This window comes from Phenylobacterium aquaticum (assembly GCF_022695515.1).
GTDB classification, from domain to species: domain Bacteria; phylum Pseudomonadota; class Alphaproteobacteria; order Caulobacterales; family Caulobacteraceae; genus Phenylobacterium; species Phenylobacterium aquaticum.
The window spans coordinates 54,170-76,840 of record NZ_JALDPT010000028.1; the positions used below are offsets into that span (position 1 = coordinate 54,170).

Below are 22,671 nucleotides of genomic sequence, written 5' to 3' on the forward strand. Positions count from 1 at the left end.
CAGCCCCCGTCGCATCCCATCACCCAAACTACAACCTGGAGCTTATTGGCTCTCCGTAAACACCGCCAGCTCGTTCCCGCTCGGGTCGCGGAAGTGGAAGCGGCGGCCGCCGGGGAAGGAGAAGATCGGCACGGTGATCACCCCGCCGGACGCGATGACCTTGGCCTCCATGGCCTCGAGGTCGTGGGCGAACAGCACCACCAGGGTCTTGGTCAGGCCGGCTTCGGGATCAGCCTGGAAGCCGCCGTCGAGGCCCGCCTCGCCGAAGGACGAATAGGTCGGGCCATAGTCGGTGAAGGTCCAGCCGAAGGCCTTGGCGTAGAAATCCTTGGTCGCCGGCAGGTCCTGGCCGGGCATTTCCACATAGCTGATCTTACCGTCTTCGAACATCGCGCCGCTCCAGAAGTTCCCTATTTGTTCCGACGCTAGCGCCTCAGTCGGCGAGAGTCCAGACGCAGGTTTTCTTGACCTCGCGGTCCTCAAGCTCGCGGGTGGTGGCGACCTGGTATTCGGCCAGCTTCACCAGGCCCTCGCGGGGGAAATAGCTGCGGCCGGGATCGCCGATCAGCACGGTCGCGCCGACGGACTTGGCCTGGGCGAGCCACAGCATCACCTGTTCGGCCAGGGGCTTTTCGTAGCAGATGTCGCCCGCCAGGATCACGTCGCAGGCGGGCGGCGGGGCGTCCAGCAGGTTGGCGTCGGTGAACTCGACCTCCACCCCGTTGGCGGCGGCGTTGAGGCCGAGCGCCGCGCCGCAATAACCGTCGATGTCGGCGGCCAGCACCCGCGCCGCCCCGGCCTTCATGGCGGCGATCCCGACCAGGCCGGAGCCGGAGGCGAAGTCGACCACCTGCTTGCCGGCCACGATCTCGGGCTTGTCGAGGATGTAGCGGGCGAGCGCCTGCCCCCCGGCCCAGGCGAAGGCCCAGAAGGGCGGCGGCAGGCCGATCTCCTCCAGAGCCTCCTCGGTCATCCGCCAGATCGGGGTGATCTCGTCGGCCAGGTGCAGGCGGAGCTCCGGCGTGTGCGGGGGCGCCTGCAGGCGGGTGTTCTCAAGGATGAAGGCGCGACGGCCTTCCGGGGTCTGGGGGATCATGCGCCGGGCTTAGGGCTTTGCGGGCCCTTCCGCCAGGAGCGTCTCAGGCCGCCTTGCTGGTCGCCAGCTTCAGCACGGCGCCGTATCCGCCGGGCTCGTAGAGCATGCCGTCCAGCACGCCCTTCTTTGCCAGCATCCGGTGGGCGCGGGGCAGCTGGTAGCAGGGCACATGCATGAACATGTGGTGCTCGCAGTGATAGTTCACGAAATAGGGGGCGAGCGTCATGCGGGCCAGCAGGCCGGCCTTGGTGGTCCGCGCGTGGCGCAGGGGATCGGGCTCGTCCTTACCGACGCAGGCGTGCTCGGCGATGTTGCGCAGGCGCGTGATCATCGGGAACCAGGTGAACTGGGGCAGGACCCAGAGCACGGGCCAGGCCCACCAGGCGCCGAAGGGCGCGCCTATGGCGGTGATGACGACCCCGCCCAGCAGCCAGCGGCGCTTGCGGCGGATCTCCTCGGTGATGATGGGGAGCAAGGGCTGGCCGGGCTTGCGGGCCCGGAGCCGGGCGATGAAGTCGCCGAACCGTTGCTTGAAGGCGGTCTGGCCGGTCAGGTCGCGGACGATCTTGCGGCGCAGGGACAAGGGCGTGATCGGGAAGGGGGCGGACAGGACCAGGTCCGGGTCCTCGGCCTGCTGGGCGAAGCGGTGATGGCCCAGGTGATAGGTGCGGTAGCGGGCGAGCCCGCCGCCGGTCAGCCATTCGCCGGCCCAGTCATTGACCTTGAGCGACTTGTGCAGGGCGCCGTGGGCGGCGTCGTGCATCAGGATCGAAAGCCCCAGTTGGCGTCCGCCGATGATCACCACGGCGATCGGCAGGGTCAGGGGCCATACGACCACCATGGCCCCGGCCGCCAGGATCACCGCCCAGGCGTGGGCGAGCAGGGCCAAGCCCTTCCAGGACGAGCGCTGCGACAGCGGCGCCCATTCCTCGGGCGTGAAAATGGTCTTGGGATCGACACGGGCTGCGGCTGCCATGGCGCGCAGCATGCCACATGTTTGGGCGCCCTTACAGCATGACCCTGCGTCAGAGCCGCGTCAGGGCGTCCACCGGGCCCTTCCACAGGCCGGCGGTGAGCGCGAGGGCCAGGATCAGGCCGGCCAGGCTGTTGGACTGGAACAGCTTCAGCGCCCCGGCCCCGTCGGTGACGTCGAGCGCCGCGGCCTGGCGCGACAGGTGCACTCCGAACAGGGCGGCGAGCGGCAGGAACAGGGGGCCAAGCCCTCCCACCCAGGCGGCGGCGAGCGCCAGGACGAAGGCCGCCACATAGAAGCCCAGCACCGCCTGGGGCGCGGCGGCGCCCAGCCGCAGGGCCGAGGACTTCACCCCGGCCAGGGCGTCGTCCTCCAGGTCTTGGACCGCGTAGATGGTGTCATAGCCCAGCGTCCAGAACACGCCCGAGGCATAGAGCAGGACCGGCGGCCAGCCGAGGGTCCCGGTCGCGGCGGCGTAGCCCAGGAGGGCGCCCCAGTTGAAGGTCAGGCCCAGCCAGGCCTGGGGCCACCAGGTGATCCGCTTCATGAAGGGGTAGGCGCCGACCAGGGCCAGCGACCCGACGCCCAGGCCGATGGCGATAAGCGGCATGGTCAGCAGGATCGCCAGAGACAGGGCGCAGCAGCCGGCGACGAAGGCCCAGGCCTGCTTGACGCTGATCTGGCCGGACGGAATGGGTCGCATGGCGGTGCGCGCGACCTTGGCGTCGACCTCGCGGTCGACGATGTCGTTATAGGCGCAGCCGGCCGAGCGCATCAGGGTCGCGCCGACCAGCACTTCGGCGAGCAGCAGGGGGTCCGGCCAATGGCCCTTGATGGCGGCGGCGAGCGCGATCCCCTGCCAGCCCGGCAGCATCAGGAGCCAGATCCCCGCCGGCCGGTCGAACCGGCCGAGCTTCAGCCAGGGCCGAAGGGCCGCGGGCGCGTGGCGGTCGACCCAGTTGGTGGGCGCGGCGTCGGGGAGGATGTCCGAAGGAGCGGTCATGGCCTCGCCATTTAGCAGATCGTGGCTTTGGCGCCGCAGTCGAAAATTCGCGTATCAGGGGCGGAACAGCCCCGGTTGACGCCTGCGAGTGCGCCGCCTAGCGTCACAACTCTTCAGCGACCAGTCTTGAAAGGAGGGCTCGCAAAGATGGCATCCATCGCATCGCACTCGCGCGCCCTTCGCCGTGTCGCCTCAGCTGTCCTTGTGGCCTTTGGGAATACCCGACCGTCCGGTTGCTGACCGGACCCTCGATCTAGGGTCTTTCCCCGTCACCGCAGCTCGACCGGTCCTCCCGGTTCCCGCGCGACTCCCGCCTTTCCCGCCTCGATCCGACGCCTGAGTCTTGCGTCCGTCGGGGCCGATTCCCCCTTTCGGACGCCCGTCATGTTCCATCCCGTCTACGAGTCCCGGCGCGACCGCGCCGAGGCCGACCGCCTCGACCTCATGTGGCGAAGCTGGCCGCACGATCCCGCCGCCAGCGCCGCCTGGCTGGGTGTCGCCCTGGCCGAATGGCTGTTCGGCCTGATCCCGCCCTGGCGGCTCAGGCGCGACCGCCCCATCCCTGTCGCCATGGCGCTGCGCCAGGCCCGCCACCCGGCGAACTGCGAGGCCGCCAATGACTGACTTCACCGACGACGAGGACGACAATCGTCCCCGCGACCTGAGCAACAGCCAGGTCCTGGGCTTCATGTGGCGCCACTGGATGGAGGAGCCTGGGCGGTTCCTGGCCATATTGGTCATGCTGCTGGGAGCGACGGTCTGCGACCTGTCGATCCCCTGGGCGACCCGCGGCCTGGTCAACGCCGTCTCCGTCGTCCAGCGGCGGGCGGACGTAGCCTGGACCGCCTGGGCGGTGCTGTCGGGGCTGTATCTGGCCTTCTACATGCTGCGGCTGAACATGTTCCGGCTGTCCAACGCCTATTACACCCAGATCATGGCCCGGATGGTCACCCGCGCCTTCCGCCGTGTGCAGGCCTTTTCCGCCGACTGGCACGCCTCGAACTTCGCGGGCGCGACGGTGCGGCGGGTCAGCCGGGCGATGTGGGGCTATGACAGCGCCTCCGACGGCCTGCTCTGGGGCCTCTTGCCGACCTTCATCGTGCTGGGCGGGCTGTCGATCTCCATCGGCCTGCGCTGGCCGCTGGCCGGGCTGTTCGTGGCCCTGCTGGTCGCCGTGTTCGCCGCCTATAACGTGCTGGCGCTGAAGCACTATTACCGGCCCGCCAACCTGGTCTCCAACGCGCTGGACTCCGGGATCGGCGCGGCCTTGGCCGACGCCATCTCGGCCAATCCGGTGGTCAAGAGCTTCGGGGCCGAGGACCGCGAGGCCCTGCGCTTCGAGGCCCATATCGACCGTTGGCGGGTGGCTCAGACCCGGACCTGGATGCGCGGCAACGACATCGGGTTCGGCCAGAACTTCCTTTTGGTCGGGCTACAGGCGGGGCTGACCGCCTTCCTGGTCGACGCCTGGGTCAAGGGCCAGGCGACGCCGGGCGACGTGGCCTTCGCGGTCACCTCCTTCATCGTCATGGCCGGCTATATGCGGACCTTCTCGGAGAACACCCGCATGTTGCAGAAGGGGCTCGACGACATGGTCGATGTCGCCGGCTACATGCGCGCCGAGCCCCAGCTGGGCGACGCGGCCGGGGCGCGTCCGCTGCGGCCCATGGCCGGGGCGGTGGTCTTCGACCGCGTGACCTTCGGTTATGAGCGCCAGACCTATCCGCTCTACGAGAACTTCTCCCTGGCCATCGCGCCGGGCGAGCGGGTGGCGCTGGTCGGGCCGACGGGGGCGGGCAAGTCGACCTTCGTCAAGCTGGTCCAGCGGCTCTATGACGTGCAGGAGGGGCGCATCCTGATCGACGGCCAGAACGTCGCCCAGGTCACCCAGGAGTCCCTGCGGCGCGCCATCGCCGTGGTGCCCCAGGACCCGGCCCTGTTCCACCGCACCATCGCCGAGAACATCGCCTATGCCCGGCCCGACGCCAGCCTGGCCGAGATCGAGGCGGCGGCGCGCCGGGCCCGGGCGCATGACTTCATCGCCCGCCTGCCCGAGGGCTACGACACCCTGGTCGGCGAGCGCGGGGTCAAGCTGTCCGGCGGCGAGCGGCAGAGAGTGGCGATCGCCCGCGCCTTCCTGGCCGACGCCCCGATCCTGGTCCTGGACGAGGCGACCTCATCCCTCGACGTCGAGACCGAGCGCCAGGTCCAGGCGGCGATGGAGGAGCTGATGACCGCCCGCACCACGGTGGTCATCGCGCATAGGCTGTCGACCATCCGCCACGCCGACCGGATCCTGGTGTTCGACCAGGGCCGGATCGTGGAGGAGGGCCAGCATATGGACCTGGTGGAGCGCGGCGGGGCATACGCCCGGCTGCACGCCGTGACGGAGGCCTTCGCGTGACCGACCATTACGAGGACATCGACGACAACCGCGACCGGGTGCTGCCCAACGCCAAGGTGATGGGGTTCATCGCCAGCTTCTGGCTGCGGCGGAAGGGGCTGCTGGCGGGCACCATCGCCTTCAGCCTGCTGGCGCTGGGTTTCGACCTCGCCACCCCCTGGGCGGCGGGACGGCTGGTCGACGCCGTCGCCAAGGGCCCCCGGGCGATCGACGGGGTGTGGGTCGCCTGGATGGTCTTCGTCGGCGTCTATCTGGGCTTTTCCCTGATCCGCAATCTGGCGGTCCGCTTCTGGATCCCGCTGGCCGCCCGCAACATGCGCGAGATCACCGACGAGGGGTTCGAGCGGGTCCAGGCCTTCTCGGCCGACTGGCACGCCGACACCTTCGCCGGCTCGACCGTGCGGCGGCTGTCGCGGGCCATGTGGGGCTATGACGTGGTCTCGGACGCGGTGATCATGTGGCTGGGGCCGGCCTTCCTGGTGCTGATCGGCCTGTCGGTGATGATGTTCGTCCGCTGGCCGATCGTGGGGCTGTTCTCGGCCGGGACGGTGGCGCTCTATGTCGCCTCCAACCTGATCCTGACCTCGCGCTACGCCCGGCCCCTGAACCTGAAGTCGGTGGCCTTCGATTCCCGGATCGGCGGGGCTCTGGCCGATTCCATCTCCTCCAACCCGACGGTTCGCAGCTTCGGGGCCGAGGATCGCGAGTCCGCCCGGATCGGCGGCGTGACCCTGGCCTGGAGCCAGGCGGCCCAGAAGACCTGGACGGCCTTCACCGATGTCTGGTTCGTCCAGAACCTGATCCTGGTCGGCCTGCAGGCGGGCCTGACCGGCCTGGTCATCCGGCTGTGGGCCAAGGGGGAGGCGAGCGCCGGCGACGTCGCCTTCGCCATCACCTCCTTCATGCTGATGAGCGGATATCTGCGCAATATCGGCGACCAGATCCGCATGACCCAGAAGGGGCTCGACGACGTCGAGGACGCGGCCCGCTACGCCGAGATGTCGCCCCAGGTCGCCGACCGTCCGGGCGCGCCGGCCCTGGCGGGCCAACTCGGCGAGATCGCCTTCGACCACGTCACCTTCGGCTACAAGTCGGCCGAGGCGCCGCTCTATCGCGACTTCTCGCTCACCATCGCGCCGGGGGAGAAGGTCGCCCTGGTGGGCGCCACGGGGGCCGGCAAGTCGACCTTCGTGAAGCTGATCCAGCGGCTCTACGACCTCGACGCCGGGCGCATCCTGATCGACGGCCAGGACGTGGCCGCCGTGACCCAGCGCTCCCTGCGGCGCGCCATCGCGGTGGTGCCCCAGGACCCGGCCCTGTTCCACCGCACCATCGCCGAGAACATCGCCTATGCCCGGCCCGAGGCGACGCGGGACGAGATCGAGCTGGCCGCCCGTCGCGCCCGGGCGCACGAGTTCATCTCACGCCTGCCCAAGGGCTATGACACCCTGGTCGGGGAGCGCGGGGTGAAGCTGTCGGGCGGGGAGCGCCAGCGCGCCGCCATCGCCCGCGCCTTCCTCGCCGACGCCCCGATCCTGGTGCTGGACGAAGCCACCTCGTCCCTCGACGTCGAGACGGAGCGCGACGTCCAGGCGGCCATGGAGGAGCTGATGGTCGGCCGCACCACCATCGTCATCGCGCACAGGCTGTCGACCATCCGCCATGCCGACCGCATCCTGGTGTTCGAACATGGCCGGGTGGTGGAGGAGGGCCGTCACGCCGATCTCGTGGCGCGCGGCGGGGCCTATGCGCGGCTGCATGCCGTGGCGCAGGGAACCGTTTGATATGGTAAAGCCTTAAGTCATCTGATCGATCGCGCGATGCGCGACGGAAGGGTGCGCGCGTGTCGAGCTATCTGGAGACCCTCTCCGCATGGTTCCGCCGCCGGCTGGACGGGCCGGGCCATATGGCGACTCGGGAAGACGCCAACCTTGGCCTGAAGGTGCTGGCGATCTGGCGCTCGCGCATGATCGCCGAAGCCATCGTCCGCCGCCTGGGCTCCAAGGTCCTGGCCGGGCCCTTCGCGGGCATGACCTATTCCACCGAGGCCACCGAGGGCGCGCTCGCCCCGCGCCTGCTCGGCACCTATGAGAGCGAGCTGCATCCGCATCTCGAGGCCCTGACGGCGCGCGGCGTCGACTGCGTGATCGATGTCGGCTGCGCCGAGGGCTATTACGCCGTAGGCCTGGCGCGGTTGTTGCCCCAGGCCGCGGTCTACGCCTTCGACCTGGACCCCGCGGCGCTCAAGGCCTGTCGCGCCCTGGCCGAGCAGAACGGCGTGGCCGAGCGGGTCGAGACCTCGGACGGCTTCACGCCGCAGACCCCGCAGGCGTTCGCCGACCGCCGCTGCCTGGTGATCATGGATGTGGAGGGGGCGGAGGACGACCTGCTGCGCCCCGATCTCGCCCCGGCGCTCGCCGGCATGAGCCTGATCGTCGAGACCCATGATGTGATCCGCCCGGGCGTCCGCGAGCGCGTGATCGCCCGCTTCGCCGCGACCCACGACATCGTCCAGGTTGATCCCGGGCCCAAGCCGCAGGTCCTGCCGGAATTCCTGCGCGGCGCCAGCCACCTCGACCAGCTGCTGGCCGTCTGGGAGTTCCGCGCCGGCCCCACCCCCTGGCTGGTGATGACCCCGAAGGGTTAAGCCCCCAGGGCGTCGGCGAGCGCCGGGGCCAGATCACCCTTCGGCGCGACCCGCACATCGCCAAGCCCCAGCCAGCCCGCCATCAGCCGCAGCTCCGCGGCCAGCGCCGCGGCGGTGTCCGGCCCGGCCCCCGGCTCGGCATGGGCGGCCAGCACCGCCAGCACCCCGGCCTTGCGCTCGGCCTTGAGATCGACCCGGGCGGTGATCGCCTCGCGCTCCAGGAAGGGCAGGACATAATAGCCGTGGGTGCGCTTGTGGGCCGGGGTGTAGATCTCCAGCCTAACCCTCACCCCGAACAGCCGCTCGGTCCGCTCGCGGAACCAGATCAGGTTGTCGAAAGGCGAGAGCAGGGCGCGGGCCTCGATCTTCCGCGGCCGGCGGGCGGCCGGGTCGAGATAGGCCGGCCGGTCCCAGCCCTCCACCGTCACCGGAACCAGCTCGCCGGCCTCGACCAGCTCGGCGACGCGGGCCTTGGAGTCGGCGGGCGGCATGCGGAAATAGTCGCGCAGGTCGGGCTCCGTCGCCACGCCCTGGGCGCGGGCGGCGATGCGGATCAGCTGCCGCTGCGCCTCGGCCCGGTCGGGGGTCGGCGCCTCGCGCACCGCCTTGGGATGGATCTTCTCCGGCAGGCCATAGACCCGCTCGAAGGTCCCCCGCCGTGTCGCGGTGGTCAGCTGGCCGGTCCAGAACAGGCATTCCAGCGCCCGCTTGCCCTCGCTCCAGCCCCACCAGCCGCCGACCCCCTTGGCGCCGATCTCCAGCTCCGAGGCCGACAGCGGGCCGCGCCGGGCGATCTCGGCGAGCGCCCGGTCGATGAAGTCGGCATGGCTGTGCAGGAACCGCGCGACGCCGTTCCAGACCCCGACCCCTTCGGCCGCATCGTCCATGCGCCAGCGCATCAGGGGCTGCAGCGCGTGCGGCGCCAGCGAGGCCTCGTGCATCCAGTATTCGAACAGGTCGGCCTTCCGGCCCCAGGCGATCTCTTCCAGCAGGGCGCGCGGATATGCGCCCAGCCGCGAAAACAGCGGCAGATAGTGGGTGCGCGAGACCACGTTCACCGAATCGATCTGCAGCAGGCCCAGCCGGTCGATGGTCTTCAGCAGCTGGCGGCGGCCGGCCTCTGCGGGCCGGGGCTCGGCGAAGCCCTGGGCGGCGAGCGCAATGCGTCGCGCGGCGACGGCGGAGAGGGTGGGTTTCATGGACGGGGAAGTCCAAGCGCCTGGAGAATCACCTCGGCGGCGGCCTCCGGCTCAAGCCGGCTGGTGTCGACCGTCAGCTCGGCCGGCAGGTCGCGATAGGCCTGGGAGCCCTCCGCCCTCAGCCGCCTGAGCATCGCCAGGGAGTCCAGCTTGCCCGAGCCCTTGCGCGATTCTGACTCGACCCGCGCCTCCTGCACCTCGACCGGTGCGGTGAGCCCCACGAACCGGACCCGGCCGCCATGTCTCTCGACGACGGCGACGGCGTCGTCCGGAAAGCCGGGCGTGACCGTGTTCTCCGGCGCGAAGGTGAAGATCAGCGAGCGGTCCGCTTGGGCTGCGGCCTCGAACATCTGCAGCCACATGGATTCCCTTAGGGCCACGAAGGGCGGGCTGCCGAACGGGAACACGGCGTGCACCGCATTGACGATCAGGTGGTTGTGAAACAGGGCCAGGCCCGTGCGCTGCGCCAGGGCCGTGGCGACCGTCAGTTTGCCGACCGCCGCCGGGCCATGCAGGAAAACGAGCTGCATCGGCCTCAGCGTTCCAGCCGCCCGTCGGACAGGGCCTCGAGCTCGAAGGGAAAGACGATGTCGGGATCGGGGTCCTTGACCGTCTTGGCGATGGGCCTGGGGGCGATGGCGTTGACCAGGTGCCGCAGCACGTTGAGCCGGCCCGCCTCCTTGTCGTCATTGCGGACGCAGACCCAGGGGCTGCGGGCGGCGTGGGTGCGTTTCAGCATCTCGTCGCGGGCCTGGGTGTAGGCGTCCCAGCGGTCCTGGGCGGCGTCGTCGAGGGGGCTGGATTTCAGCACCTTGAGCGGGTCGGTGTGGCGCTCCTTCAGCCGCTTGGCCTGCTCCTTCTTGGAGACGTCCAGCCACAGCTTGATCAGGCAGACGCCGCTTTCGACCAGCATGCCCTCGAAGGTGGTGACGTCGCGCAGGAAGGCCTCGTGCTCCTCCGGCGTGCAGAAGCCCATGACCGGCTCGACCCCGCCGCGATTGTACCAGGAGCGGTTGAAGATCACGATCTCGCCGCCCGCCGGCAGGTGGCGGACATAGCGCTGGAAATACCACTGGCCGCGCTCGCGGTCGGACGGCTTGGGCAGGGCGATGACCCGCGTGGCCCGCACCGACAGATGCTCGACCAGCCGGCGGATGGTGCCATCCTTGCCGGCCGCGTCACGGCCTTCGAAGATGATCAGCACCTTCTGGCCGCTCTCCATGGCCCGCTGCTGGGCGTGGACCAGGGCGAGCTGGGCCTGTTCGAGGTCGTTGAGGTCGCCGTCGTGCTTGGTCTTTGACATGGACCGAGCCTAGTCCCGCGACGGGGCGCCGCGCCAGGGCCCCGATCAAGGCCGGACGGGCAGGGGCTCCAGGCCGAGCTCGCGGCGGAAGGTGTTGTGATAGTGGTGCAGGGGCGGCTCGTTGCGCCCGAACAGCAGCTGGTCCTGCAGGCCGCAGGCCAGGGCCCGCTGGGTGGTTTCCGCCGTCGCATAGTCCTCGTCGGCCACGACCCGGGTGAATCCTTCCGCGAACAGCAGGGCGAAGCCGGGGTTCTCGGCCAGGACCTCGCGGTCGAAATAATAGCTGATGTGCGAGATCGACCGGCCCGGGTCCTTGGGGTCCGGATAGACCCGCACCACGGCGATGCGCCGGTCGCCGACATTGATGACGGTGTTGGGGAACAGGAAATAGACCGGGAAGCCGCCCTGCTCGATGCGCCAGGCGCTCTCGGGCTGGCCACGCAGCTCGTCAATGCCCTTCAGGCACAGGATCATCCGGTGGTTCCGCTCATAGGACCGGTAGGACAGCACGTCGCCGTGGAAGTTGTTGGCCAGGGTGTCCTTGTGCAGGCGCTTGAAGTGATAGGTCTCGCCGAAGGTGTCGGTGGCGAGCTTCCAGTTCAGCTTCATGTCCAGGGTCTGTTCGTGGGCCAGGACGTAGCGGCCCCAGTCCCAATGCTCCAGGTCGTCGGAGATCCCCTGGAACAGCCGGTCGGTGTCGATCACCCCCTTGGGATCGGGATGGACCACCAGGACGCCGTATTGCTCGACCGCCGGCAGCTCGATCAGGCCCAGGCAGGATTTGTCGAGGACGCCGAACTGCGCCTCCTGCGGCACGCCGATCAGGGCGCCTGAGCTGTCATAGGTCCAGGCGTGGAAGGGGCAGGAGAAGCGCGACTTCTGGCCCCGGCGCGCCATCTCCACCATCGGGCCGCGATGGCGGCAGGAATTGAGGAAGGCGCGGACGGCCCCGTCCTTGTCGCGGGTCACCAGGATCGGCACGCCCAGGTCGTCGGTGGTGATGAAGCTGCCGGGCTCGGGCAGGTCGCCGCTCATGCCCACCACCTGCGGGTGGCCGCGGAAGAAGGTCTCCCATTCCCGCGCCGCCAGGTCCGGGCAGGTATAGGCGCTGGCCGGACAGCTCATCACCCCGCCCGCGTCGGCGTTCACCCCGGCGTCGAGCTGGGACAGCAGCTCGCGCAGAACCTCGACCTGGACGGCGTGTTTCATGACGGCATTCCCGATGACGGAGTCGCGGGGCCGGGGGCGGGGATCGCCGCGGCCAGGATCCGGAAGGTGGTGTCGAGCTGGGCCTTGAGGTCGTCTGCCGACAGGTTCCGGCGGCTGGAGACCCTGAGCCCCTGATTGACCAGCATGAGGACCGCCGCCAGCTCGGCGGCCTGGACCGCGTCGCAGCCGGCCTCGCGCAGGCAGGCCTCGAACCCGGCCTCGACCTCGGCCAGGCGGGCGACGGCGTGGGCGCTCAGCCCGTCATCGACGTCGGCCATCTCCAGGGTCGTATTGACCAGCAGGCAGCCCGGCTGACCGAAACTGCGTTCGAAGAACTGGCGAAGCGCCTCCAGCGGCGGATGCTCGGCCCGCGCCGCGGCCAGCAGGCCCAGGGTCCGGCGCGCATAGAGGTCCAGGCATTCGATGAACAGGGCCCGCTTGTCGCCGAAGGCCGCATAGAGGCTGCTGCGGCTGATCCCCATGCCGGTCGTCAGGTCGGGCAGGGAGGCGGCCTGATAGCCCTGACGCCAGAACAGCCCGACCGCCTGGGTCAGGGCTTGATCGCGCTCGAATTCCACGGGACGGGCCATGGATGAATTCTGGACCAATCGGTCCAGAATGGCAAGCGACCCGGCGCGCAGGCATTTGCTTGGCCGCCCGACCGCTCTAGAACCGGCCCATGATCCGACTGTTCGTCCCCCACGACCTGAAGTCCGGCGCCGGCATCGTCCTCGACGAGGGGCAGAGCCGTTACCTCGCCGCCGTGATGCGGCTGGAGGTCGGCGACGAGGTCGCCGTGTTCAACGGCCGCGACGGGGAGTGGGCCGCGACCCTGGCCGCCGTCGCCAAGCGCAGCGTCAGCCTGGCGCTCAAGACCCAGCTGCGGCCCCAGGTCGTCGGGCCGGACCTCGATCTGGTCGTGGCCCTCGTCAAGCGCGCCCGGCTGGAGACCATCATCGAAAAGGCCGCCGAGCTGGGGGCCCGGCGCGTGCGGCTGGTGGTGACCGAGCGCACCCAGGCCGACCACACCAATGTCGCCCGCCTGCAGACCATCGCCACCGAGGCGGCCGAACAGACCGGCCGGCTGGACACGCCGGAGGTGGTCGCGCCGCTCAAGCTGGACCGCATGCTGCGCGACTGGGACGACCGCGCCCTGATGTTCTGCGACGAGGCCGGCGACGCCCGGCCGGTGCTGGACGTCCTGGCCGAGGCCCGCCGGGGCCCTGGGCGGTGCTGATCGGACCCGAGGGCGGCTTCTCGCCGGGCGAGCGCGAACGCTTGCGCGGCCTGGCTTTCACCCGGCCCGCCAGCCTGGGACCGCGGATCCTGCGGGCCGACACCGCCGCGATCAGCGCGCTCACCCTGTGGCAGGCGGCGCTGGGCGACTGGCGAGAGCCGCGCTGAGCCGCCCTTGAGCTTTCCTGAATTGCGCCCACTTGTGTGAACGGCGTAAAGATCGCCGCCCCGACCTAAGGTCAGGGACTTTGTGTGTGATGGGTTGGGGAGAGAAACATGGCCGACGTCGCAGTCGACGACCGACCCCTCACGTTTGAGGATCTGATCGCCTGGTTCGACAAGGGTGCGAAGCCCGAGAGCGAATGGCGTGTGGGCGCCGAGCACGAGAAGTTCGTGTTCCGGCTGGGCACGCATGAGCCCGTTCCCTATGAGGGCCCGGCCGGCATCAAGGCCCTGCTGGAAGGCCTCAAGCGCTATGGCTGGCAGGGCGTCTACGAAGGCGAGACCATCATCGGTCTGGAGCGCGGCAAGGCCAATGTGAGCCTGGAGCCTGGCGGCCAGTTCGAACTCTCCGGCGCGCCGCTGGAGACCATGCACGACATCTGCGCCGAGACCGGCGACCACCTCAACGAGGTCAAGGCCGTGGCCGACGAGCTGGGCCTGGGCTTCCTGGGCCTGGGCTTCACGCCCAATTGGCGCCGCGACCAGATCCCGGTCATGCCCAAGGGCCGCTACAAGATCATGCGCGAATATATGCCCAAGGTCGGCAAGCTCGGCCTGGACATGATGTTCCGCACCTGCACCGTGCAGGCCAATCTGGACTTCGGCTCCGAAGCCGACATGGTCGCCAAGTTCCGCACCAGCCTGGCCCTGCAGCCGATCGGCACGGCCCTGTTCGCCAATTCGCCCTTCGTCGAGGGCAAGCCTTCGGGCTTCCTGACCAAGCGCGCCAATATCTGGACCGACACCGACGCCGACCGCACCGGCATGCTCGACTTCGTGTTCAAGGACGGCTTCGGCTACGAGACCTACGCGAACTACCTGCTCGACGTGCCGATGTATTTCGCCAAGCGCAACGACCAGTATGTGGACCTGTCGGGCAAGTCGTTCCGCAAGTTCATGGCCGGCGAGCTGCCGGAAATGCCGGGCGACCGGGCGACCATCAAGGATTTCGCCGACCACTCCACCACCGCCTTCCCGGAAGTGCGGCTGAAGCAGTACCTGGAGATGCGCGGTTCGGACTCTGGCCCCTGGGGTCGGCTCTGCGCCCTGCCGGCCCTGTGGACCGGCATCTTCTATGACAGCCAGGCGCTGGCCGCGGCCTGGGACCTCTGCAAGGACTGGCCTCTCGAGGATCACGAGCGCCTGCGCGCCGACGTTTCGCGCCTGGGCCTGAAGGCGACCATCGGCGGCCGCACGGTCAAGGACATCGCCACCGACATGGTGGCCATCGCCAAGTCGGGCCTGAAGAACCGCAACCGCCTGAATGGCGGGCTGATCGACGAGACCGGCTATCTGGCCGAGCTGGAAGAGATCTGCGACAGCGGCATGACCCCGGCCGACCGCCTGCTGGAGCTCTATAACGGCCCCTGGAACGGCGACGTCTCCAAGGTCTTCGAGACCCACGCCTACTGATGGGAACCTGGTCCGGCTCGTGTCACTGTGGCCAGGTCCGGTTCACGGTGACCGCCGAGATCACCGAACTGACCACCTGTGACTGCTCGCTGTGCGTGAAGAAGAACGCGGTCATGGCCAAGGTCCATGAGAGCGAGCTCGTCATCACGGCGGGCGAGGACCGGCTGGGCCTCTATCAGTGGAACACCGGCCGCGCCCAGCACCGGTTCTGCCTGGGCTGCGGGATCTACACCTTCCACAGGAAGCGCGCGGCCCCCGACCATTACGGGGTCAATGTGTTCTGCCTGGACGACTTCGACGTGGCGGCCTTTCCGGTCCGCGCGACGGAGGGAATCGGCATGACGGTCGAATGCCCCGATCCCCGGCCGGAGTGGCCCGGGCCACGCACCTCCTCCGCTCGTCCCCGCGCAGGCGGGGATCCAAGCTGAGGCAGCCGCCAGGCTTTGGCAGGTCCGTGAATTCCCCGATCCCGCTTGGGTCCCCGCCTTCGCGGGGATGAGCGGAGGGGTTATTCCCCCACAGGCGGCGGGGGTTCGCTGACATTGGGCGGCCAGTGGGGGCGCTGGCTTGTGCCGTCGCCGGCGTCGGTGTGCAGGATGGCCTCGTCGATGTCGGTGCGCTGGGCCTGGGACGCGACCGCGGCGTCCTCGACCTCATAGACCTCGACCTTGTCGGGATAGAAGGCGAGATGGCCGCGGATCTGCTCCATGGCGGGGAACGGCTCCTCATAGGACCAGACCGAATTTTCGCCGAACCGGCCGTCCATCAGCACCGTGTAATAGCTGGCGTCGCCCTTGTAGGGGCAGTGGGTCACGCGGTCGGTCTTGCTCATGAACTCCATGGAGACGTCTTCCCGCGGGAAATAGACCACGGGCTTGTAGGCCGCCTCCTTCAGCACCAGGGCCTGGCCGCTGTCGGCGATCACATGGTTCTCGAACAGGGCGCGCCAGCGGGTCTTGGCGGGCGTGATGGTGATCGGATGGTCGGGGCCGGGGATCTTCATGGAAAGTCTCCTTCGCGAGGCCTGAACGCCTGAGATGGGGGTGAAGCTCCCCGGGCGCCAGCGGTCGGCAACGGGCTTGCTTGTCTTGGCGCGGACGCCGTGATCTTCTCGCGCCAAACAGGCCCCGCCGGGGTGAAACCCACCCCGCTGCCCCGCCGCAGATCCAAGGATCGGAAACCACCCCACATGAACGTCGTCGTCCTGATCGGGATTCTCGTCACCCTGGTGACCGGGATTCCCGTCCTCACGCAGCTCATGCGCCATCACCGCGCGGGCTCATCGTCCTGTTCTTCGCCGAGATGTGGGAGCGGTTCTCCTATTACGGCATGCGGGGCATCCTGATCTTCTATCTGACCCAGCACCTGTTGTTCGAGCAGGGCGCGGCCAGTTCGCAGTACGGCTCCTACACCTCGCTGGTCTATCTGCTGCCCCTGGTCGGCGGCATCCTCGCTGACCGCTATCTCGGCGCGCGCAAGGCCGTGGTGTTCGGCGCCCTGCTGCTCACCGCCGGCCACCTGACCATGGCCTATGAGGGCAAGCCCGCCACCCAGAACCTGGTCTATGCCGGCCAGACCTATGCGGTGGACATCCAGGGCCGCATGGAGACCCGCGCCACCAAGCTGGTGATCGGCGGCCAGAAATACGGCTTCGGTCCCGCCGCCGACGGCGGCCTGGCGATCAAGGACCTGCCGGCCAGCGCGCCCTTGCCCGCCGTCCTGCCCAAGGGCTCCTACAAGATGGAGACCCATCAGGATCCGCTCGGCGTGAACGCCTTCTATCTTGCGGTCTCCCTGATCATCATGGGCGTCGGCTTCCTCAAGCCCAACATCTCCAGCGTGGTCGGCCAGCTCTATCCCCAGGGCGACCCCCGACGGGATTCCGGCTTCACCCTCTATTATTACGGTGTGAACCTTGGGGCCTTCTGGGCCTCGGTGCTCTGCGCGGTGCTGGGCCAGTCGTTCGGCTGGTGGGCGGGCTTCGGCCTGGCCGGGGTCGGCATGGCCCTGGGCCTCGTCGTCTTCGTCATCGGCAAGCCCCTGCTGCAGGGCAAGGGCGAGTCGCCCGATCCGGAACTCCTGACCAAGCCGCTGTTCGGCCCGATCAACCGCGAGCGGCTGATCTATCTCTGCGGCCTGCTCGGCGTCGGCGGGGTCTGGCTGCTGGTGCCGCACAAGGACATCGTCGGCACGGCGCTGAAGCTGTCCAGCGCAGCCTCGGCCCTGTTTATCCTCTGGATCCTGGTCTTCCTCTGCAAGACCTGGGTCGAGCGCCAGCGGATGATGCTGGCCGTGATCCTGGTGCTGGGCGCCGTGGTGTTCTTCACCCTGTTCGAACAGGCCGGCACCTCGCTCAACCTGTTCGCCGCCACCAATGTCGACATGACCATCACCCGCCATGCGACCAGCTTCCTCGGCATCCCCATGGGCAGCGCCGAGCAGCTGGCGGCCGCGGGCATCCATCCCGGCTCGGCCTTCGGCTGGATCGACACCGGCATCGGCCCGGCCCAGACCCAGTCGTTCAACGCGGGCTTCATCCTGATCTTCGCGCCGGTGTTCGCCGCCATGTGGGCCTGGCTGGGCAAGCACAACTTCGCCGCCAACCCGACCCTGACCTTCGGCCTGGGCCTCATCCAGGTGGGCCTCGGCTTCCTGGTGGTGGTCTGGGGCGCCGGCCTGGCCGATTCGGCCTTCCGCATGCCGCTGATGATGCTGGGCCTGCTCTATCTGCTGCACACCACCGGCGAGCTCTTCCTGTCGCCGGTCGGCATGTCGGAGATCACCAAGCTGTCCATGCCCACAGTGGTCTCCTTCATGATGGCGGTCTGGTTCCTGGCCTCCTCCGTCGCCCAGTTCGTGGGCGGGGCGATCGCCGCCAAGATGGGCAACGAGACCATCGGCGGTCAGGTGCTGGATCCCAAGCTCGCCCTGGAGACCTCGCTGCACGGCTTCAACCAGCTGGGCTGGGGCGGGGTGATCTGCGGCGGGGTGTTCATCCTGCTCAGCTTCCTGATCCGCGGCTGGTCGCACCAGGTGAAGACCGAAGCGCACGCCGAAATCGAAGCCTGATCCAGCCAGACATGACGAAGGCCGGAGGCGCGACGCCTCCGGCCTTTTTCATGCGCGGTCTGCGAGGCTCAGCCGAAGGTCTTGCGCAGGCGAATGTGGATCAGAGGCCCGAAATTCAGGTGGCGGGCGTCGATGGTCGAGACCGGATTGGCGCCGCGGGGACCCGCATAGTCGGTCAGGATATGGATGTAGTCACGGGACGTGATGTTGTTCAGCTCCACCCTCAGGGCGGTGTCCGGCTGGGGTTTCCACTCGGCGAACAGGGTCACATAGGTCTCGTACTTGTCCGTCGAGATCTCGTTGAAGCGGTAATAGCTCTTCCGCTGCGGACCATAGAGGTCGACCCCCCAGGTGGTCTTCCAGGCCGGAAGGTCCTGGCTGAAATGCACCTCGAGGGAGAGGGGCTTCAGACCCGAGATCTCCCGGCTCTGGTGGGTTGTGGGGTCGGTCACCGCCGACTGTCGCCAGGTGCTTTCCCCCTGCAGCCGGCCGCCGGGCACGCCGAACTTTGAGAGCGGCAGGGTCAGACCGAGCTTGATCTCGTCCTTGGTCCCGTCGCCGATATTGGCCGGGGCGTCATAGACGCTGGTCTTGGTGAACACCGGCGCCCGATCGATCACGTCGGTGAGCTCGGAGTGGGTGTAGGTCAGCCCCACCGAGCCGTCCCGCCAGAACCTCTGTTCGATCGCGATCTCGCTGACCCAGGCCTGCTGCGGATTGAGATCCGGATTGCCGGTGGTGACCACGCCGGTGTTGAGCGAGGACGAGGCGACGAAGTCGTCGAAATTGAGCTGGCTGACCGTGCGCTCGTAGCGCAGGCGCACCTGGGTGCCCTCGCGCGGCGCCCAGGTGACGAACAGGCGCGGCTTGGCGAAGTGCAGGCGCTTGTCGAGGGTGACGTCGCCGGTCGAGGTGACCTCGGAGGTCTCGTAGCGCAGCCCGCCCTCGATGGTCCATTCCGGCAGAGGCCGCCAGACCGCCTTGGCGAAGCCTTCGCCGCGGGTCTCCTCGACGTGCACATTGGCGGCGGGCAGGGCGACGGGGACATTGTTGGCGGCGTAGCGGGTGTGGCTGTCCAGGACGTTCAGGGCGCTCTCGCCGCCGAGCTCCAGGGACAGCTTGTCGCTGGCGCGGTACTTCAGGACCCCGCGGCCGATGCTCTCCTCGGTCTGCTTGACCAGCTGGAAGCGATCGATCTCGCCCACCGGGCGGAACTCCGAGACGAAGTTCAGGTCCTCGGTCTGGCGCAGGCCGATCAGCTCCAGGGTGGTGCGCTCGCCGAGCGCTCGGGAATAGCGCGCGCCAGCCTCGGACTGCCGGTCGTCCTGGCTGTCGTGGTCCGACTGCAGATAGCGCGATGGCTGGGTGAACCAGTTGAGCTCGTTGTAGTCGTAATAGTCCTCGAAGATCCGCCCGTTCAGCCGCAGGGCGCCGCCCAGCACCGGCAGCTCATAGGCGCTGGTCACCACCCACTGATGTCCGCTGCCGTGGGTGTCCACATTCGAGGTCTGCAGGCGGTTTCCCGCAGGCCCGATCTGCGTATGGGGGCCGTAGCCCGCGGCATCGTCGAAATACTGGCCATAGCGCGCCGCGCTCTCGAAGGCGCCGGGACCGATCCGGTCGGACACCTCCAGCCGGGCGCCCCAGCCGTCGCGGCCGTCGTGCGGCACCGAGTCATTGGCGATGGCGGTCACCACCTGCAGGCCGCCGGACTTCGAGCGCACCACATTGGCCAGGATCGACTTGCCCTGCATGTCGATCCCCGGCGCGCCGCCGCGGATCACCTCGATGTGGTCGACCCGGTTGGCCGGAATGCGGCGCAGGATCTCGTCGAGATTGTCGGTCTTGGAGGTCGGCCGCGCGCCGTCGATCAGCACATTGCCGGCCGCGCCCTCGAAGCCCCGGACGCTGTCGCCGCTGTCCAGCTGGAAGCCGGGCAGGCGCGAGACCATGTCGGCGGCCGTATTGGCGCCCGAGGCCGCGAAGAAGCTGGCCGGATAGCTGGTGATCCCCTGGGTCGCCGCCGCCGTCGGCGCGGGCGCGGTGGGAAGCGGCGCCGCCTGCGGGCTCGCGGCCGCCAAGGCGGCGAACAGGCTCAGTACTGGCGTCATCTCACAGGTCCCCCTAACACCCGGGGGAAGTGACCTGTCACACCGCGTTACCGCAAATTACATCGGTGAAATGTGCATTAAATCGCGGACATGTTTGCGCCGTTTAGATCGCCGATTGCGTTGCGGACCTACAGATTGGTGCCGCCCACGGTCAGGCCGGTGATCTTCAGCGACGGCTGTCCGACGCCCACCGGCACGCTTTGGCCCGACTTGCCGCAGACGCCGACGCCGGGATCGAAGTCGAAATCGTCGCCGATCATGGTCACCCGCGTGAGCGCCGAGGGCCCGTCGCCGATCAGGGTCGCGCCCTTGACCGGCCGCGTGATCTTGCCGTCCTCGATGAGGTAGGCCTCGGTGCACTGGAACACGAACTTGCCGTTGGTGATGTCCACCTGGCCGCCGCCGAAATTGGCGCAATAGAGGCCGCGCTTGGTCGCCTCGATCATCTCGGCGCGGGGCGTGTTCCCATTGTCCATGGCGGTGTTGGTCATGCGCGGCATGGGCATGTGGGCATAGGATTGGCGCCGGCCGTTGCCGCCGGCCTTCATGCCCATCAGCCGCGCGCTCATCCGGTCGTGCATGTAGCCGACCAGGATCCCGTCCTCGATCAGCACCGTGCGCTCGGTGGGCGTGCCCTCGTCGTCGACGGTCAGGGAGCCGCGGCGGCCCGGCAGAGAGCCGTCGTCGAAGATGGTCACGCCCTTGGCCGCCACCCGCTCGCCGATGCGCCCCGAAAAGGCCGAGGTGCCCTTGCGGTTGAAGTCGCCTTCCAGGCCATGGCCGACGGCCTCGTGCAGCAGCACGCCGTTCCAGCCCGGGCCCAGGACCACATCCATCTCGCCGGCGGGCAGGGGATGGCGTCCAGATTGACCAGGGCCTGGCGCAGGGCCTCCTCGGCCTGGTCCTGCCACTTCTCGGCGCTGATCCAGCTCTCGAAGCCTGCCCGGCCGCCGGCGCCGGTGAAGCCGTTCTCGCGGCGGCCGTCCTTCTCCACGGTGATCTGCACATTGATGCGCGACAGCGGGCGCACGTCGCGGATCAGCCGGCCGTCGGCGCGCAGGATCTCCACCGTGCGGCGCTCGCCCGACAGCGAGGCCATGACCTGGACCACGCGGGGGTCGCGGGCCCGGCACCAGGCGTCGATCTCCTGCAGCAGGGCGACCTTGTCGGAGAAGTCCGGCGAGGCGGTCGGATCCTCCTCGCCATAGAGCTTGGTGTTGGTCGCCCGCGGCGCCTCGGCGGCCTGGCCCTCATAGCCGCGCTTGGCCAGGGATGCCGATTGGGCGGCCCGCTTGATGGCCGCTTCCGAGATCTCGCTGGAATGGGCGTAGCCGGCGGTCTCGCCCGCCACCACCCGCAGGCCGAAGCCTTCGGACGAATCATAGGCGGCCGATTTCAACCGCCCGTCGTCGAACAGGAAGGACTCGCTTTCAGATCGCTCCGCGAACAGCTCTCCGTCGTCGGCGCCGACCAGGGCCTCGCCGAGAATTTCGCGGGCCCGCTCGGGAGAGACCCCGTTGGCGTCGAGGATCGAGGGGGCGGGGCTGTGGGCGTTCATGAAGCGGTCCGGGGAGGCTGAAAGGGCGCGTTTTATAGAGATAGGGGCTGCCGGCCGTCCCGTCACCCCGCGTCCGACAGGGGCGGGCGCCCCTCTCGGTCCGGGCTTGAGGCAAATCAAGGTTCCGGGCCGCGCCCGCTCCTAGTGCGACAGATCGCGCAGGCAGGCCGGAATGATCCCCTCTTGGCGCCGCAACCGCCTTGGCAAGCCCCAGGGATGCGCGTATGCACGCCCGCTGAAGGGGCGGCCATGTGCGTAAGGCATGGCGCGTTTCCTGGATGACGTCGGCGGGGGCGATCGCCATAGGCGAGACGCGGCCGGCCAAGCAGACCGAGGGGACATGAAGTCGAGGTTTCAAGGGATGCGGGCGTGGACGGCCGGGGCCGCCGCGGGCGCGATGACGGCGTTCTGGGGCGCTAGCGCTTCCGCCGCCGATATGGTGGGCCAGCCCACCCCGGGCGCGATCGATCTGCAGCCGGGCGTCACGCCCCTGCGTCACGACGCCATCTTCTTCCACAATGTGATCCTGCTTCCGATCATCACGGCGATCTGCCTGCTGGTGCTCGGCCTGCTGCTGTGGATCGTCGTGCGCTACAACAAGCGCGCCAATCCGGTGCCGGCCAAGTTCAGCCACAACACGGTCATCGAGGTCATCTGGACCGTCGTGCCGGTGCTGATCTTGATGGGCATCTCGATCTTCTCGTTCCGGCTGCTGTTCGCCTACAACGACATGCCGCCCGCCTACATGACCATCAAGGCGACCGGCTATCAGTGGTACTGGGGTTACGAATATCCCGACCAGAAGATCGGCGAGTTCGTCTCCAACATCCTTCCCGAGGATGAGGCCAAGGCCAAGCACGTGCCCTATCGCCTGGCGGCGACCGAGCCGCTGGTCGTGCCGGTCAACAAGGTCGTCCGCGTGCTGGTCACCGGCGCCGACGTGATCCACGCCTTCGCCGTGCCGTCCTTCGGGGTGATCACCGACGCCGTTCCCGGCCGGTCAACGAGACCTGGTTCAAGATCGACCGTCCGGGGATCTATTACGGCCAGTGCCGCGAGCTGTGCGGCGTCGATCACGCCTTCATGCCGATCGAAGTCCACGCCGTGAGCCAGGCCGAGTTCGACGCCTGGGTGGCCTCCAAGGGCGGGTCGCCCGTGGGCGCCAAGCCGGCCGCGCCGGCTCCGGCCGTCGCCGCCGCTCCGGCGGCGGAGGGGGCGGCGACGCCCG

Annotated in this window: 17 protein-coding genes and 4 pseudogenes; 9 read left to right on the plus strand and 12 right to left on the minus strand. The window is 68.8% G+C overall.

Annotated elements, in window-relative coordinates; genetic code table 11:
- Positions 1-42 precede the first annotated feature (42 nt).
- Genes MQH10_RS18770 through ubiA form a run of 4 tightly spaced genes read right to left on the minus strand, consistent with a single transcriptional unit; the run spans position 43 to position 3,072 of the window.
- Positions 43-390 (minus strand): VOC family protein, encoded by a 348-nt coding sequence (locus MQH10_RS18770; RefSeq protein WP_242565528.1) that lies wholly within the window; start codon positions 388-390, stop codon positions 43-45.
- Positions 391-433: 43 nt separating this feature from the next.
- Positions 434-1,096, minus strand: a complete 663-nt coding sequence (locus MQH10_RS18775) for a class I SAM-dependent methyltransferase (protein WP_242565529.1) — start codon at positions 1,094-1,096, stop codon at positions 434-436.
- Positions 1,097-1,139: 43 nt separating this feature from the next.
- On the minus strand, positions 1,140-2,084 hold the full coding sequence (locus MQH10_RS18780; protein WP_336605125.1) for a fatty acid desaturase family protein: 945 nt from the start codon (positions 2,082-2,084) through the stop codon (positions 1,140-1,142).
- Positions 2,085-2,121: 37 nt separating this feature from the next.
- Positions 2,122-3,072, minus strand: a complete 951-nt coding sequence (gene ubiA, locus MQH10_RS18785; RefSeq protein ID WP_242565530.1) for a 4-hydroxybenzoate octaprenyltransferase — start codon at positions 3,070-3,072, stop codon at positions 2,122-2,124.
- Between the two features lie 384 nt (positions 3,073-3,456).
- Between ubiA and MQH10_RS18790 the strand changes: the two genes are divergently transcribed.
- From MQH10_RS18790 to MQH10_RS18805, 4 genes are read left to right on the plus strand one after another with little or no spacing between them, the layout of a single operon-like run.
- The gene (locus MQH10_RS18790; RefSeq protein ID WP_242565531.1) at positions 3,457-3,696 is read left to right on the plus strand and encodes a hypothetical protein; all 240 of its coding nucleotides are present in this window, start codon (positions 3,457-3,459) and stop codon (positions 3,694-3,696) included.
- Positions 3,689-5,476 carry an ABC transporter ATP-binding protein gene (locus MQH10_RS18795; RefSeq protein WP_242565532.1) on the plus strand — a complete coding sequence of 596 codons (1,788 nt, stop codon included), beginning with the start codon at positions 3,689-3,691 and terminating at the stop codon, positions 5,474-5,476. Before MQH10_RS18790 ends, MQH10_RS18795 begins: the two co-directional genes overlap by 8 nt.
- Positions 5,473-7,260, plus strand: coding sequence for an ABC transporter ATP-binding protein (locus tag MQH10_RS18800; RefSeq protein ID WP_242565533.1), 1,788 nt, complete (start codon positions 5,473-5,475; stop codon positions 7,258-7,260). Before MQH10_RS18795 ends, MQH10_RS18800 begins: the two co-directional genes overlap by 4 nt.
- A gap of 59 nt (positions 7,261-7,319) precedes the next feature.
- Positions 7,320-8,123, plus strand: a complete 804-nt coding sequence (locus MQH10_RS18805) for a methyltransferase domain-containing protein (protein WP_242565534.1) — start codon at positions 7,320-7,322, stop codon at positions 8,121-8,123.
- Here MQH10_RS18805 and MQH10_RS18810 read toward each other — a convergent pair.
- The 5 genes from MQH10_RS18810 to MQH10_RS18830 are packed head-to-tail and all read right to left on the minus strand — an operon-like array spanning position 8,120 to position 12,424.
- Positions 8,120-9,322, minus strand: coding sequence for a winged helix-turn-helix domain-containing protein (locus MQH10_RS18810; protein ID WP_242565535.1), 1,203 nt, complete (start codon positions 9,320-9,322; stop codon positions 8,120-8,122). The genes MQH10_RS18805 and MQH10_RS18810 overlap by 4 nt on opposite strands.
- The gene (locus tag MQH10_RS18815) at positions 9,319-9,852 is read right to left on the minus strand and encodes a P-loop nucleotide/nucleoside kinase family protein (RefSeq protein WP_242565536.1); all 534 of its coding nucleotides are present in this window, start codon (positions 9,850-9,852) and stop codon (positions 9,319-9,321) included. Before MQH10_RS18815 ends, MQH10_RS18810 begins: the two co-directional genes overlap by 4 nt.
- A gap of 5 nt (positions 9,853-9,857) precedes the next feature.
- A complete protein-coding gene (ppk2, locus tag MQH10_RS18820) occupies positions 9,858-10,625 on the minus strand; it encodes a polyphosphate kinase 2 (protein ID WP_242565537.1) in 768 nt (255 codons plus the stop codon).
- A 45-nt stretch (positions 10,626-10,670) separates the two neighbouring features.
- Positions 10,671-11,834, minus strand: a complete 1,164-nt coding sequence (locus MQH10_RS18825; RefSeq protein WP_242565538.1) for an aromatic ring-hydroxylating oxygenase subunit alpha — start codon at positions 11,832-11,834, stop codon at positions 10,671-10,673.
- A complete protein-coding gene (locus MQH10_RS18830) occupies positions 11,831-12,424 on the minus strand; it encodes a TetR/AcrR family transcriptional regulator (RefSeq protein ID WP_242565539.1) in 594 nt (197 codons plus the stop codon). The genes MQH10_RS18825 and MQH10_RS18830 overlap by 4 nt, the downstream gene beginning before the upstream one ends.
- Positions 12,425-12,513: 89 nt before the next feature.
- On the opposite strand from MQH10_RS18830, the pseudogene MQH10_RS18835 reads away from it, so the two are divergent.
- From MQH10_RS18835 to MQH10_RS18845, 3 genes and pseudogenes are all read left to right on the plus strand, one after another.
- A pseudogene (locus tag MQH10_RS18835) lies at positions 12,514-13,238 on the plus strand (16S rRNA (uracil(1498)-N(3))-methyltransferase).
- Positions 13,239-13,346: 108 nt separating this feature from the next.
- Complete coding sequence (locus tag MQH10_RS18840; RefSeq protein ID WP_242565540.1) at positions 13,347-14,705, plus strand: glutamate--cysteine ligase; 1,359 nt, start codon at positions 13,347-13,349, stop codon at positions 14,703-14,705.
- Entirely contained in the window at positions 14,705-15,133 is a 429-nt protein-coding gene (locus MQH10_RS18845) for a GFA family protein (protein ID WP_242565541.1), read from the plus strand. Before MQH10_RS18840 ends, MQH10_RS18845 begins: the two co-directional genes overlap by 1 nt.
- Before the next feature lie 80 nt (positions 15,134-15,213).
- On the opposite strand, the gene MQH10_RS18850 is transcribed toward MQH10_RS18845, so the two are convergent.
- Positions 15,214-15,708, minus strand: coding sequence for a DUF427 domain-containing protein (locus MQH10_RS18850; RefSeq protein ID WP_242565542.1), 495 nt, complete (start codon positions 15,706-15,708; stop codon positions 15,214-15,216).
- Between the two features lie 186 nt (positions 15,709-15,894).
- On the opposite strand from MQH10_RS18850, the pseudogene MQH10_RS18855 reads away from it, so the two are divergent.
- A pseudogene (locus MQH10_RS18855) lies at positions 15,895-17,774 on the plus strand (peptide MFS transporter).
- 68 nt (positions 17,775-17,842) lie between these two features.
- Here MQH10_RS18855 and MQH10_RS18860 read toward each other — a convergent pair.
- The gene (locus MQH10_RS18860) at positions 17,843-19,885 is read right to left on the minus strand and encodes a TonB-dependent receptor plug domain-containing protein (protein WP_242565543.1); all 2,043 of its coding nucleotides are present in this window, start codon (positions 19,883-19,885) and stop codon (positions 17,843-17,845) included.
- A 128-nt stretch (positions 19,886-20,013) separates the two neighbouring features.
- A pseudogene (gene tldD, locus MQH10_RS18865) lies at positions 20,014-21,443 on the minus strand (metalloprotease TldD).
- A gap of 340 nt (positions 21,444-21,783) precedes the next feature.
- On the opposite strand from tldD, the pseudogene coxB reads away from it, so the two are divergent.
- Positions 21,784-22,671: pseudogene (coxB, locus tag MQH10_RS18870) on the plus strand (cytochrome c oxidase subunit II); the annotation flags it as partial.